We start from the raw sequence: 12,789 nt of genomic DNA, 5'->3' as shown, positions 1-12,789 counted from the left end.
TCCCATCCACCTTTTTCTGTCTCGAAGGCTTACTTAAGGCTTATTCCATCCCGAAAGGCATTGCCCACCTTTTCCCCTAGCTTTAGATAGGCGTTGTTGGCAGGGTCAAAGGTAATTGGCTCCAATTTCTGGGGATCAATATTCCCTCTCTCATTGAGGATGCGTTCATCCGCGCTGACATTGATGATCTCCCCAACCAGGCGGCAGGAAGAAGCATCATAACTAATCAGTTTGCATTCCAAGGCCATGGGCAGCTCGTCGATCAAGGGGGCGTCTACCAATTGGCTTTTGGTGGTGTGGAATCCCGCTCGGGCCATCTTGTCAGGGACGTCGTTGCCGGATACAATCCCCACATAATCACAAGCCACCACATGAGCAGCATCCGCCATGCTGATGGTGAAAGCACCACGGGCCAAAATGTTTTTTACTGTTTTGTGCTCGGCGCTCAGGCACATGGTAACCTGATTAGATTCGCTGATGCCACCCCAGGCGGCGTTCATAGCGTCAGGAGTGCCATCCTCGCCATAGGTAGCAATGATCAGCACAGGCTGGGGATATAAAAGAGGCTTAGCTCCAAAGTCTTTTCTCATATTTCTTCCTCCTTCAATGAAAATAAAGATGTATCATTGCTTTCATTATAACAAATCGACTTGAAAATTAAATAGTTTTCCATCGGGTTTTCTGACGATATTGCTGACAGAGAAAAAGTGTGTGAATTTTTTATGAATTTTATACGGAAGCTTTGACGGAGAGACAACCTTGTGTTATAATCAAGTTGTCATTAAAGTGAGAGTACTATTGATTTTCCCTCTTTATAAATATTATTCTTTCCTCCATCCTGAACTTTTTAGTTCGTCTCCAGCAGAAAAATACCGCCGGCAACTGTCAGCGGTATTTTTCTGCTTTTTATTTGCGCAGGGATAGAGATTCGACAGAAGATGGTGCAGCATCAGGTATGACGCCGGGTAAAGAGTCCCACAAGGACACAGGTAGCCAAGGAAAGAAGGGTATAACCCAGCGACCAAACCCAAAAAGTGGGATTGAAAAAGATAAACATACCTAAAATGAATGAGATAGCAAAGACGCCGGTGACCATCCAAAGATTCTTGACCAGCAGAACAAGGACTATGGACAATACGATGGTGAGCAGGGGGAGCAGGGTGATCACCAGGAAAAAGGGATCTATAAAGGTGACACCCAGGTAAAGCAACAACTGCATGAGCACAATGGAGCAGGCGCATAGGATCAGCCTGGTTCGTAGGGAAAATTTCATCATAAAATCCTCATTTCATCAAATACCGCACAGCGAACAAAGGAAGGAAAACGTAATAAAAAATTAATGGTTATTCCCAAAACACTGTGTTATGATACATGGTAACATGGATGAGAAGGTGCGTCAACAAACAATGTGTGAAGCTTTTTATTGAAAATAAAAGAAATGTATGTTCAGAATAATCCGAGTGTGTTATAATTGTTCTGTTATCGAAGTGCTGGGCTGCTGACAGATGATTCCGCAGTCCATGATGAAATCGCCACAGTTGCGGAGGTATCATTGTTGGATACAAAAAAAATTTGGAATATACCGAATCTGCTTTCGCTGATCAGGATCCTGCTCATTCCGATTTTCGCCTACTGCTATCTCACGGCGGAGACGGCCAAAGAATATTATGTTGCAGCGTTTATTATCCTTCTTTCAGGCCTGACGGATATGGCAGATGGCATCATTGCCAGACATTTTCATATGATTACCGATTTCGGAAAGATTATTGATCCCATTGCGGACAAGCTGACCCAGGGAACGGTGGCGATCTGCTTATCCATTCGGATTCCTGCCATGGCAGTGCTTCTTTCCATCTTTATCATCAAAGAATTCCTGATGATGATCGGAGGCTTTCGCCTTCTGCGGGGCGGGGCGAAAATCGACGGCGCCCGCTGGTTTGGCAAGGTTTCTACGGTGATTTTTTATGTGGTTATGCTCATCACCATCGCATTTCCCACACTGGACATGACGGTGACCACCGTGCTTATCTGTATTTCAGCGGCGTTTATGATTTTTTCCTTTGTCATGTATCTGCCCATTTATAAGGAACTAAAAAAGACGACGAAAGATAAAAAATAAAAGGACTGGGGATGTTTCCCCAGTCCTTTTTTGCTTATTTTTCCAGAAATTCTAACAGACGGTCAAAACAACGGGAGGCGTCCAGGTAACCTGTGTCATAAAGAGCCTGAAGCTTTTCCTTGTTTTTACTGGTGCTTTTTACAGGAACCGGTGCCTGGGGAGCGATGACAAAGGCAGAGCCCTCCGCCTCCATCTGCCGCAATTTATCCAGCGTATGGTTATACATGATGTGCCGGTTTTCTAGCGCCGTGACAAAAGCGGGATATTTGCGGTACTTGCGCCGGAGCAGGTTCATATGCTTACCCGGCCCCTTCCTGTAACCTCGGTCCCGGGTGAGGATGACAACATGCTTGGTGTTGCCATCGGAGATGGATTTTTCAATGGGGATGGAATCGGCGATGCCGCCATCCATCAGCTCCAATCCTTGGTAGTGGACAATGGGGGAGAGGATAGGCAGGGAGGAGGAAGCGGCCAATGGTGTGCAATCGTAATCCATTTCCTCCTTGGAGAAGAAATGCTCTTTTCCGGTATTGCAGTCGGTGGTGCCGATATAAAAGACGGTGTCGCTGTTGTAAAAGGTATCATAATCCAAGGGAACCAGGTGGTGGGGCATATCCTTAAAGATAAAGTCCATGCCAAAGAGGGAACCGGTCTTTATCAGACTGCGCAGGCTTAGATATCTTGGGTCACGGATATATCCGATGTTGATCTTATAGTTGCGGCCCCGCTGCCGGCTGACATAGGAGCAGCCGTTGCATGCGCCGGCGGAAACCCCTACCACATAGGGTAGATAGAGGTCGTGGTCCATGAAATAATCCAAAACACCGATGGTGTATAGCCCACGCATGCCACCACCTTCGAGAATCAGTCCGGTTTTTCCCATGAGTTTTGCTCCTTTTTTGAAATCTTTCCTATTATTATAATGGGTTTGTTCAGCTTTTTCAATTGACCGAAAATTCCAGCTGGGTATAATAGAAAAAGAAAGGGGAGAAATAGCGCAATGGACAAGCAATCCTATGTGGACCTGCACATCCACTCTACCTGTTCCGATGGAACTATGACTCCAGAGGAAATATGCCAGAGAGCGGCTAAACGGGGCGTTTCGCTAATTTCCATCTGTGACCATAACTGCATCGATGCTCTGCCTCGTCTGGCTGCCGCGGCGGAAAAACAGGGGCTTTGCTGGATCAAAGGGGTGGAACTGGATTGTGCCTTCGAAAACCGCGTATACCACGTCCTCGCCTATGGATTTGACGAGAAGGATGTTGCTTTTGCCAGCCTTGTCAGGGAAAACCGGCGGAAACTGGATCAGATGAGCATCGATCTTCTGGAGAAGATGGAAGCAGATGATGGCCGGGTATCCATGGCGGACTTTCTTGCCTATGAAAACGATCCGGCCCGAGGCGGATGGCCTGCCCTCAACTATTTTCTCGACCGTGGCATTGCCAGAGATTTTGATGGAGTCATGCTTTTATATGGAAAGTACAAATGCAGCTATGCAAAAGCTGGCTTTGTCAGTGTGGAAGAAGCCTGCCGAGCCATCCATCAGGCCGGTGGATTTGCGGTATTGGCTCATCCAGGATATTCCATCAAGGGAGATCGGGGACAGTATGTAGCCCAAATCAGGCGGTTATTTACCTGCGATTTGGATGGAATTGAATGTATATATCCATTGCATACCTCCTGGCAGACCCAGGATGCCTTAGACTTTTGCCGGCAAAGGAAACTTCTGGTGACCAGCGGCAGCGACTGCCACGGTGAATTTCAAAAGACTTATGCAGGGGGAATCTTGGACATCGGTGTCAACAAGGTGCAGCTGGCACAGCTTCATTTGGGGGATATTTCTATAGAAGGTGAGTCCACCCAGGAATAAAAGAACCGGCAGCCAGAAGATACCGGCTGCCGGTTCTGCGTTTATTAAAACAACAGAAAACTCCGCTACTGGTTTTGGTCATAGTCGCTTTGTTCAAAATAGGAGGGATATCCAATATCCGCGGTGGGATGTTCCCGGCACAGATATCGCTTGATGTCAAAACAAAGATCGCACCGGTTGACATAGGTGGAACGGGAAGGTGCAAATCCCAGCTCTTGCGCATACTGATAAAGACCTTTCATCCCGCCCTCATAGGCGGCGGTAAGCGCAGGATATTTTTCTGGGGAAATGGGAGCATCCAGATCCTCCATGTCAATAATAAAGCCAGTGCAGATAGGTGGAATATAATGACCGTATAAATCCAGATGGCAATGGCCGGTGGAGACAAGGGGGGTGCAGGGGGAAATAGCGCCCACAAGCTGGTCAAAAGGATGCAGTTCGTAGGCGTCCCGGCACAGAGAGATGGCACGTCCATTGCAGTTGAGCCCATAGGAGCGGGTGGCATCCACCTTATAATTGCCGCCGAAAAAGGCGTCGTATTCCTCAATGCGATGGGGAACGCTGGTATCCAGCATACTCAGATCACTGCCGAAATTCCCAGGCCAAACAAAGGTTTCCATCCCCACTTTGCGGCAGAGGGAGATAAGGCTTTTTTGTTTTTGATAGGGGACGTATTCATTGTGAAATGGATCCACCGAAATGAGCAGACACCCTACCCCAACAGACAAAAGCTTCCGAAGCAGCTGTAGGGTTTTCTCTTCCTTGATGTTCCAGCTGCCGTTGGTTTCGATGTATTCAATATGAATGCCATATTCCCTAGCAAGTGTGCAGACGGCTAAAAGCTGATCCTGTTTTAAGAAGGGTTCGCCCCCTCCGATATGGCAGCTACGGACATGGTGATCTACCATAAAGCGGAAGACCTTATGAGCCATATCGTCACTCATGTAATCACCGGGCCAGCTGGGAGAGGAACTATAACAGCAGTGACGGCACTTTGCGCTGCACTTGTAATTGACAATGACCCCCATGCTGTGGATGGGACCGATCTTCATTGTCTCCACCATCCTTTCAAGGCTTGTTTGCAAATTAGTATTATCATACAACAAAAAGGGCGTGTTGTAAAACACGTCCTTTTTGTATCGGGTGGGATTAAAACTCTACTTTTTTCAGCTTGGCATCCTTTACCTGCTCCATGGTGGGGATAGAAGGGGCGGCGCCCTTTTGGGAGACCGCCAGAGAGGAGGCGATAGAAGCATACTCCAAAGCCTTGGGGACGTCCTCTCCCTGCATCAGGGTGGAGAGGAAAAATCCTGTAAAGGTGTCGCCGGCAGCGGTGGTATCCACCACCGGGACGTCATAGATGCCGTGGGTATAAGTATTAGTGCCGTCATAGTACATGACGCCCTGCTTGCCCAAGGTCAGCACCACCACGCAGCCAGTATAGATTTGACGCATTTTCCGCGCAATCTTTTCCGGATCGGTTTCCTGGGTGAGTTCATTGCCCTCAATCTCATTGAGGATAAAATAAGTGATCGGACTGAGATCCATTTTGACAAGCTCATCGCTGATGGGGGAGGGGTTAATGGCAAGGACCATGCCCTTTTCAGCAGCTTTTTTGATAATGTAGTCAATATTGTTGATCTCATTTTGCAGCAGGAGCATGTCGCCCTTCTCAAAATGCGCCAAAACGTCATCGATGTAATCGGTGGTGATCTCTTGATTGGCACCACCATAGAGGAGGATACAGTTCTGGCCTTTCTTGTCCACCTGGATAATAGCATGACCTGTATGACCTTGGGTCATGGCAACCAGAGAGGCGTCTACGCCGTATTCGCCAAGGATGTCGATGAGCATCTGCCCATCAGCCCCCACCTTGCCGGCATGATAGACAGGAGCTCCTGCCTTGGCTAAAGCTACCGATTGGTTAAGACCTTTGCCGCCGCAGAAAGTCTCCATTTTTAAGGAGGCAGTAGTCTCACCAGGACGGACAAAATGATCCATGGAATAGACATTGTCAATATTGAGGGACCCGAAATTGAGAATTTTCATGGCTGAAGAACTCCTTTGTGATGTGATTTTTCCTAAGCATTTCTGTTTTGAACGCTCTCCCGGATGATAAAATCATGGCGGAGAACAAAACAGTTATTTGCGGGAGTAAAGATGGCATCCCGGTCGGTGACAAGAGAAAAGGCCAATGCCCCCATCTGCTCCCTGGGCTGGTTGACAGTGGTGAGGGAGGGAACGGTGAAGCGGCTGATATCGATGTTGTCAAACCCGATCATGGAGATGTCATCCGGGATTTTGAGGCCGTGCTCAGATAATGCGCGCTTCATACCAATGGCGAGGTAATCAGAAGAAGCCATTACCCCAGTAGGCCGATCCTGGGCCAGAATCGAATTCATGGCATAGTAGCCTGATTCCAGTTTTCCCAAAAGGACATCGTTGGCAATAACAATTTTGTTTTCCTGATAAAGGCCATGCTTTTTCATAGCATCAATGACCCCGTCCATCCGCTTGACCACAGGTGTGGACATGATCTTCTGGGTGATATAATAGATATTATCACAACCATGATGGATCAAACATTCCATAGCGTCAAAGGCAGCCCGGTAATTGTCGATAACAACGTGAGGGATGGTTCCGGTAGAGTCGTATTTATCAGCATAACAGACCCGGTTGTTTGGATTAGCCAGTAAATTTTGAGCTAAATCCTCATCATCATCTCCGGTGCCGATAAACACATAACTGTTGACCTTGATACTGCGCAGATATGATATCTGCTTTTTTTCTTCTTCTAAAGAATTTTTTGTTTCTACCACATAGATGGGATAGCCGGCCATATTGCATTGTTCCCGAAGGCCCTTGATGATTTCCAAGTAAAATGGGTTATAGAGATCCGGAACCAAGGCACCAAGGCAGATATAATGGGATTGACGGAGAGAGACAGCGAAGTTGTTGGGGACATAGTTGAGCTTTTTGACAGCCTGTAATACTTTTTGGCGGGTTCCCTCACGAACTTTGTTGCTGTTATTGAGAACGAGGGAGACGGTGGAAGGGGCGACGCCAGCAAGTTGAGCTACTTCTTTGATGGTTGCAGGTTTGTTTTTATCATTCATGCCTTACTACCCACCTTTCAGAATCAGGGATAAAATAAAATCGTTTTTCTATAATTCTATCATAATATGACCTTGTAGATTTGTCAACAAAATGCGTACTATGAAATGATATGAAGCAAACAAAAAAGCGGCTGTTAATTAAAATTAACAGCCGCTTTCATCGAATCGTATTTCTATTTTACAATGGAATAGTTATACTCTCCATTTCTCCAGGCTTTCGATAAATTTGCTGTTTTCTGTGACGACCTGTACAGGTTTTGAATAATCAAGGGCCATCAAACCTAAGACGGATTTTGCATCTGCAATTTTACCGTCGGTGGTGTGGACACCCACATCATCCTCACAGTTCCAAGCCATATTCATGAAAGTCTTCAAATCCTCAGCGCTTTCTAACTTGATAAATGCTACCATTTTCAAAACCTACCTTTCTTCATTATACTCTCACTTCTTGAGTATGGGTTTATTATAGCATGTATTTTCTAATTTATCAAGATTTTTTTAGTAGAAGTGTTAAAAAATATGAGAAATATTTTGTATATATTGCCAAATAGGGAATGGGAGATCCTTTTATTTGAGTAGGACATAAAGACATAGAGAGAAAGATATGCTGAATTGAGGGAAATGTGATATAATGAAGAAAAATAGCAAGAGGAGGAGCCTATGGCAAATCAAACATTGCATATGAAACCCAATGTAGCAGCCGCTATCGCCTATGTTTTCGGATGGCTTTCAGGTCTGATTGTTTTCTTTTTAGAGAAAGAAAATCGATACGTGCGTTTTCATGCAATACAATCTATCCTGGTTTCGGGAATTTTTACGGTATTGTCGGTGGTGATTAACTTTGTACTGGGCTGGTTTTTCCTGGCCCGGTGGCTGCTGCGGCTTCTCAGCCTTCTCTTTTTTATCATTTGGCTAATCTGTATCGTGAGAACGGCGACCTATCGAGACATTCGCATCCCCTTTTTGGCAACGATTGCAGACGTCATTTGTGGTTAAACGATCGCATGGGAGGAAATGAATGAAAGGCGCAATTTTTGATATGGATGGTACGCTGCTGGATTCCATGGGGACGTGGGACCGTATTGTCCCGCAATATTTGATCAACCATGGGGTAGATGACCCTGGGGACATTAATGGTGAGATTGCAGCTATGACCTTTGAAGATGGCATTCAGTATACCATAAAACGCTTTGGCCTGCCCATGACAGCATCCCAGGTAATGCAGGGAATCAGTGACCAGATGCTTTGGGAATATACCCATACAGTGAGGATGAAGCCAGGGGTATTAGAATATCTGAAGAAACTTCGGCAAGAGGGAATTCCGATGTGTATCGCTACGGCCACCGGGCGTGCCCTGTCCCTGCCGGCTTTGCGCTGTCAGGGTATTTTGGATTTTTTTCAATTTGTCCTTACGGTGGAAGAGGTAGGCGTGGGGAAGGAGTATCCGGATATTTTTCTTCAAAGCGCCCAGCGTATGGGGCTGGCGCCCAAAGACTGCTGTGTATTTGAGGATGCGCTCCATGGAATTCGGTCGGCTTCCAGCGCCGGATTTCAGATATGTGCTGTCAAGGATGAGGGCAGTGCCGTGGTGGATAGGGAAGAAATCCGCCGCTTAAGCGATATTTGTATTGAAAGCTTCCGGGAACTGTTGTAAAAGAGTTGTCAAGAGAGACATTTTTATTTATAATGGAGAAAGTAAAAAGAAAAATTGCCTGCATTGGGCTTGAGAAGGACAGCACCGGCTTCGTGTGCTGTTTTTCCATGTGAGTTTTGGGGCCGCCAGTAAAACAGTAAGGGGTAACGGGATGAAAAAAATTGGCTTTGATAATGATCAATATGTAAAAACCCAGTCAGAACACATTCTCAAACGGATTGCCAAATTTGATAATAAGCTTTACCTGGAGTTTGGTGGAAAACTTTTTGACGATTACCATGCGTCCCGGGTCCTGCCCGGCTTTGCTCCGGATAGTAAGGTCAAGATGTTGATGCAGCTGAAAGACCAGGCGGAAATTGTAATTGTAATTAATGCCGCTGATATTGAAAAGAATAAGGTGCGGGGAGACCTTGGCATTACATATGACCTGGACGTCCTCCGCCTCATCGACGCCTTTCGGGGCATAGGCCTATTTGTAGGCAGTGTTGTCATCGCTCAGTACTCAGGTCAAGCAGCTGCGGAGACCTTCAAACATCGGTTGGAAAGTCTGGGAATCAAGGTTTATCTACATTATCCCATTGCTGGCTACCCTGCAAATATACCGCTGATTGTCAGCGACGACGGTTATGGAAAAAATGAATATATTGAAACCACCCGGCCGTTGGTGGTGGTTACGGCTCCTGGTCCGGGCAGCGGCAAGATGGCGACCTGCCTTTCGCAGCTCTATCATGAATACCGGCGGGGGATTAAAGCAGGATACGCCAAGTTTGAGACATTCCCCATTTGGAACCTGCCTTTGAAGCATCCGGTCAATCTGGCCTACGAGGCGGCCACAGCAGATCTTAACGACGTCAATATGATTGATCCTTTCCACCTGGAAGCCTATGGGGAAAAAGCGGTGAACTACAACCGGGATGTAGAGATCTTTCCGGTGCTCAACGCCATTTTTGAGAAAATCGCAGGGACAAGCCCCTATAAGTCCCCAACGGATATGGGTGTCAACATGGCAGGCAACTGTATTGTCGATGACGAGGTGGTATGCGAGGCGTCCCGGGAAGAGATTGTCCGCCGCTATTACCATGCTTTGTGTGACCAGCGCCAGGGAAGGGTGGACGCTGACACCGTCTATAAGGTGGAACTTTTGATGAATCAGGCAGGGGTTTCCCCCGAGTCCCGCCGGGTGGCGGCAGCTGCTTTGGATCGTGCAGCAAGTACGGGCTTCCCCGCCGCCGCCATTGAGTTGCCGGATGGGCAGATCATCACAGGAAAGACATCCTCTTTACTAGGGGCTTCTGCAGCGGTGCTGCTCAATGCCCTCAAGGCTCTGGGAGGGATTAACCATGATATGCATCTGATTTCTCCCATTATTATCGAGCCTATCCAGAATCTCAAGATTAAACACTTGGGAAATCACAATCCTAGGTTGCATACCGATGAGATTCTCATTGCTTTATCCATATGCGCCGCAACTAATCCCACGGCAGAGCTTGCGATGCGTCAACTTCCCAAGCTCCGTGGATGCGAGGCACATTCCTCTGTTATCCTGTCTCAGGTGGATGATTCTGTCTTCCGGAAGTTGGGAATTAATTTGACCTGTGAGCCCAAATACCAGACCAAAAAACTTTACCATAAATAGACCAAAATACCATCGAACACGGAGTTCGGTGGTATTTTTTGATACATTTCTTTTTCTCATACAAAATGACAAGTTTTAAATTTTTATCTTCTATGTTAGTACAAGATTAGATCAAAATAGCGAAAAAAGAGATAATTTTTACGATTTATTTATGAAACTTGTTCCATAATTCTATGAGTTTATGGATTTTTCGCCAAGTACGTTATATTTTTAACAAGATAGACCAAACTTAACAATTATTTTGGAGAGTTCCACCTGAAGTTTGTCAGCAAAAAACCTTGTAAATTTTGGGACAACCTGCTACAATGATCATGGCGGAAAATTGTAGGGACAATTTTCCACAAGAAAATCAAATCTGTTTTGAAAAAGGAGCGTTTATTATGTTAGTAACCATGAAAGCAATCCTTGATCGTGCAAGCGCGGAGAATTACGCCGTTGCAGCCCCCAACGTTGGTTCTGAGCTGGATGCTCGCGCAGCGATCGAAATCGCTGAGGAGCTGAATGCACCGATCATCCTCGACGTGCATTTCACCCATCATCCTGACTTTGAGTTCATTGGCCCGGTTTTCCGCAAACTGGCAGAGCAGTCCAAAGTTCCTGTAGCGATCAACCTGGACCATGGTTCTGATTTCCATCAGGCTATCCTGGCTATTCGCTCCGGTTTCACTTCTGTTATGGTTGACCGTTCCTCCCTGCCCTATGAGGAGAACGTAAAACAAGTAAAAGAGATCGTTAAAATCGCTCATGAAGTTGGCGTTTCTGTTGAGGCTGAGCTGGGCCATGTTGGTAACGGCGAGAACCTGGAAGACGGCAACGTTTACACCGATCCGAAAGAAGCACTTCAGTACATCCAGGAGACTGGCGTTGACTGCCTGGCAGTTTCCGTTGGTACCGCTCACGGCGCATATGTTAATGTTGTGCCCAAACTGCAGTTTGACCTCCTCAAAGAGATCAAAGAGGCTACCAACAACTTCCCGCTGGTTATGCATGGCGGTTCTGGCACTGGCGACGAGCAGCTGCGGAAAGCTTGCTCCATGGGTATCAACAAGGTTAACCTCTGCAACGACCTGCTGAAAGCTGCTGTCGCAGAAGTTGTTAACGCTAACACCGAGGGCAACGGCGCTTATGATCTGTGGGTCCTGGTGAAGAAGGGCTTCAAACGTCGTCTGGGCGAGCTCATCGAGATCCTGGGCGGAAAAGGCAAAGCTTGGGTTCCTGAGGTTGAGGGCCTGCCCACCTTTGAAATCAAAGCTGGTGAATAATCCTTCTTAAAAGAGGATACTTTCTTGTTCGTTAAGCCGGTACAGGGATTTCCTGTGCCGGCTTGCGTTTTATACTAGGGGGACGATGATATGGAAAAGCAGCGGACTCAGGGCGTAGACGAAGTGGAGGGGTCATGATGAAAGAAAAAGCAAAGGGTCTCATCGGTGAATTTAAAGAATTTATTTCCCGCGGCAATGTAATGGACATGGCGGTAGGCGTTATTGTTGGTACCGCTTTTACTGCCATTGTCAATTCCCTGGTCAAGGATGTGATTACGCCGGCTATTGGCTATTTAATTGGCGGCATTGACTTTACAGAATATAAAATCGTTCTGTCTCCGGCGGTGGGTGAAATCCCGGAAACGGCGATTTATTACGGGACTTTTATTCAGAATATAATCAATTTTCTCCTCATTGCGCTGGTGGTCTTCCTGCTGGTAAAGGGGTTAAACCTATTCCGGCGGAAGAAGGAGCAGCCTTCTGAGGAGCCTAAAGAACCAGAGCCATCGCCGGAACTTTTGATGCTGACGGAGATCCGGGATATTCTCCGGGACCAACAGGAAAAAGAACGCGTAAACAAATAAAGGTATTTAGCGACATAGAGAGAATGCCTGCGGATTCGAAAGATACACGAATCGTCATGGTAAACAGTTGCATATAGGGAACTGAGATTACAGGGCAGCATAATGATCGGCTGGTTTCTCCAGAGAAAAAGAGAGAATTCTGTAAAACTTAGGCCTTTTGTCTGGAAATTACAAAAATGAATTGACAGATGGCAGTTTATCGGTTACAATGAACAACGTAACCAAATACATCTGATTAGGAATCTTTTGGAAGGGTTTTTGTCTGTATAAAAGGATAATGCGTCTGATATGATGGAAAAAAGTTCACTGCTGCAGGGAGGAGAACCTTCCGACGAAGAGCTGATTGAAAAGATTAGAAAACAAGATCACGATGCTCTTTCTCTTCTTCTCAACCGGTACATTCCCATGATCGCGGCGAAGGCCAGGGAAAGCCGGATTGAAGGCATGGACAAGGACGACATCTATCAGGAGGCAATGATCGGCTTTATTGGCGCTGTAAGAAACTATCAAAGGGAACGGGAAAGCTCGTTTAAAACCTTTGCGAA

General features: G+C 46.5%; 15 protein-coding genes. 8 read left to right on the top strand and 7 right to left on the bottom strand.

What is annotated here, in order from left to right; translation table 11 throughout:
- Positions 1 to 29: 29 nt before the first annotated feature.
- Together ACZ25G_RS06705 and ACZ25G_RS06700 are read right to left on the bottom strand one after the other, a co-directional pair.
- A complete protein-coding gene (locus ACZ25G_RS06705; protein WP_463681942.1) occupies positions 30 to 590 on the bottom strand; it encodes a flavin reductase family protein in 561 nt (186 codons plus the stop codon).
- Positions 591 to 949: 359 nt separating this feature from the next.
- Positions 950 to 1,273, bottom strand: a complete 324-nt coding sequence (locus ACZ25G_RS06700; RefSeq protein WP_463681941.1) for a DUF2651 family protein — start codon at positions 1,271 to 1,273, stop codon at positions 950 to 952.
- Between the two features lie 198 nt (positions 1,274 to 1,471).
- On the opposite strand from ACZ25G_RS06700, the gene ACZ25G_RS06695 reads away from it, so the two are divergent.
- Positions 1,472 to 2,119 carry a CDP-alcohol phosphatidyltransferase family protein gene (locus ACZ25G_RS06695; RefSeq protein ID WP_463681940.1) on the top strand — a complete coding sequence of 216 codons (648 nt, stop codon included), beginning with the start codon at positions 1,472 to 1,474 and terminating at the stop codon, positions 2,117 to 2,119.
- A 34-nt stretch (positions 2,120 to 2,153) separates the two neighbouring features.
- On the opposite strand, the gene ACZ25G_RS06690 is transcribed toward ACZ25G_RS06695, so the two are convergent.
- Positions 2,154 to 3,002, bottom strand: a complete 849-nt coding sequence (locus ACZ25G_RS06690; RefSeq protein WP_463681939.1) for a patatin-like phospholipase family protein — start codon at positions 3,000 to 3,002, stop codon at positions 2,154 to 2,156.
- Positions 3,003 to 3,119: 117 nt separating this feature from the next.
- Between ACZ25G_RS06690 and ACZ25G_RS06685 the strand changes: the two genes are divergently transcribed.
- Positions 3,120 to 3,992 (top strand): PHP domain-containing protein, encoded by an 873-nt coding sequence (locus tag ACZ25G_RS06685; protein ID WP_463681938.1) that lies wholly within the window; start codon positions 3,120 to 3,122, stop codon positions 3,990 to 3,992.
- Between the two features lie 65 nt (positions 3,993 to 4,057).
- Here ACZ25G_RS06685 and ACZ25G_RS06680 read toward each other — a convergent pair whose 3' ends face one another.
- The 4 genes from ACZ25G_RS06680 to ACZ25G_RS06665 form a co-directional block, all read right to left on the bottom strand.
- Complete coding sequence (locus tag ACZ25G_RS06680; RefSeq protein WP_463681937.1) at positions 4,058 to 5,044, bottom strand: radical SAM protein; 987 nt, start codon at positions 5,042 to 5,044, stop codon at positions 4,058 to 4,060.
- 97 nt (positions 5,045 to 5,141) lie between these two features.
- Positions 5,142 to 6,041, bottom strand: a complete 900-nt coding sequence (locus ACZ25G_RS06675) for a ribokinase (RefSeq protein WP_463681936.1) — start codon at positions 6,039 to 6,041, stop codon at positions 5,142 to 5,144.
- A gap of 32 nt (positions 6,042 to 6,073) precedes the next feature.
- Positions 6,074 to 7,108 (bottom strand): LacI family DNA-binding transcriptional regulator, encoded by a 1,035-nt coding sequence (locus ACZ25G_RS06670; RefSeq protein WP_463681935.1) that lies wholly within the window; start codon positions 7,106 to 7,108, stop codon positions 6,074 to 6,076.
- A gap of 192 nt (positions 7,109 to 7,300) precedes the next feature.
- Positions 7,301 to 7,519, bottom strand: coding sequence for an HPr family phosphocarrier protein (locus ACZ25G_RS06665; protein WP_262397586.1), 219 nt, complete (start codon positions 7,517 to 7,519; stop codon positions 7,301 to 7,303).
- Between the two features lie 249 nt (positions 7,520 to 7,768).
- Here ACZ25G_RS06665 and ACZ25G_RS06660 point away from each other — a divergent pair, with 249 nt between their 5' ends.
- The 6 genes from ACZ25G_RS06660 to ACZ25G_RS06635 form a co-directional block, all read left to right on the top strand.
- Positions 7,769 to 8,104 carry a DUF4870 domain-containing protein gene (locus tag ACZ25G_RS06660; RefSeq protein ID WP_463681934.1) on the top strand — a complete coding sequence of 112 codons (336 nt, stop codon included), beginning with the start codon at positions 7,769 to 7,771 and terminating at the stop codon, positions 8,102 to 8,104.
- A gap of 22 nt (positions 8,105 to 8,126) precedes the next feature.
- Positions 8,127 to 8,762 (top strand): HAD family hydrolase, encoded by a 636-nt coding sequence (locus tag ACZ25G_RS06655; protein WP_463681933.1) that lies wholly within the window; start codon positions 8,127 to 8,129, stop codon positions 8,760 to 8,762.
- A gap of 151 nt (positions 8,763 to 8,913) precedes the next feature.
- Positions 8,914 to 10,398 carry a DUF1846 domain-containing protein gene (locus tag ACZ25G_RS06650; protein ID WP_191483281.1) on the top strand — a complete coding sequence of 495 codons (1,485 nt, stop codon included), beginning with the start codon at positions 8,914 to 8,916 and terminating at the stop codon, positions 10,396 to 10,398.
- 380 nt (positions 10,399 to 10,778) lie between these two features.
- Complete coding sequence (locus ACZ25G_RS06645) at positions 10,779 to 11,660, top strand: ketose-bisphosphate aldolase (RefSeq protein ID WP_191509667.1); 882 nt, start codon at positions 10,779 to 10,781, stop codon at positions 11,658 to 11,660.
- A 137-nt stretch (positions 11,661 to 11,797) separates the two neighbouring features.
- Entirely contained in the window at positions 11,798 to 12,244 is a 447-nt protein-coding gene (gene mscL / locus ACZ25G_RS06640) for a large-conductance mechanosensitive channel protein MscL (protein ID WP_463681932.1), read from the top strand.
- Positions 12,245 to 12,535: 291 nt separating this feature from the next.
- Positions 12,536 to 12,789: sigma factor (locus ACZ25G_RS06635; RefSeq protein WP_463681931.1), on the top strand; the 254-nt coding region annotated here is incomplete at its 3' end.

It is taken from the genome of Zongyangia sp., from assembly GCF_965361945.1.
The sequence above is the reverse complement of the archived record's forward strand: the minus strand, read 5'-3'. Positions and strand labels throughout refer to the sequence as shown.

Bases quoted from the DNA above. Each gene is read 5' to 3' on its own strand.
- ACZ25G_RS06705 (WP_463681942.1), bottom strand. From the start codon at position 590: ATGAGAAAAGACTTTGGAGCTAAGCCTCTTTTATATCCCCAGCCTGTG.
- ACZ25G_RS06700 (WP_463681941.1), bottom strand. From the start codon at position 1,273: ATGAAATTTTCCCTACGAACCAGGCTGATCCTATGCGCCTGCTCCATT.
- ACZ25G_RS06690 (WP_463681939.1), bottom strand. From the start codon at position 3,002: ATGGGAAAAACCGGACTGATTCTCGAAGGTGGTGGCATGCGTGGGCTA.
- ACZ25G_RS06685 (WP_463681938.1), top strand. From the start codon at position 3,120: ATGGACAAGCAATCCTATGTGGACCTGCACATCCACTCTACCTGTTCC.
- ACZ25G_RS06680 (WP_463681937.1), bottom strand. From the start codon at position 5,044: ATGAAGATCGGTCCCATCCACAGCATGGGGGTCATTGTCAATTACAAG.
- ACZ25G_RS06675 (WP_463681936.1), bottom strand. From the start codon at position 6,041: ATGAAAATTCTCAATTTCGGGTCCCTCAATATTGACAATGTCTATTCC.
- ACZ25G_RS06670 (WP_463681935.1), bottom strand. From the start codon at position 7,108: ATGAATGATAAAAACAAACCTGCAACCATCAAAGAAGTAGCTCAACTT.
- ACZ25G_RS06665 (WP_262397586.1), bottom strand. From the start codon at position 7,519: ATGGTAGCATTTATCAAGTTAGAAAGCGCTGAGGATTTGAAGACTTTC.
- ACZ25G_RS06660 (WP_463681934.1), top strand. From the start codon at position 7,769: ATGGCAAATCAAACATTGCATATGAAACCCAATGTAGCAGCCGCTATC.
- ACZ25G_RS06655 (WP_463681933.1), top strand. From the start codon at position 8,127: ATGAAAGGCGCAATTTTTGATATGGATGGTACGCTGCTGGATTCCATG.
- ACZ25G_RS06650 (WP_191483281.1), top strand. From the start codon at position 8,914: ATGAAAAAAATTGGCTTTGATAATGATCAATATGTAAAAACCCAGTCA.
- ACZ25G_RS06645 (WP_191509667.1), top strand. From the start codon at position 10,779: ATGTTAGTAACCATGAAAGCAATCCTTGATCGTGCAAGCGCGGAGAAT.
- mscL (WP_463681932.1), top strand. From the start codon at position 11,798: ATGAAAGAAAAAGCAAAGGGTCTCATCGGTGAATTTAAAGAATTTATT.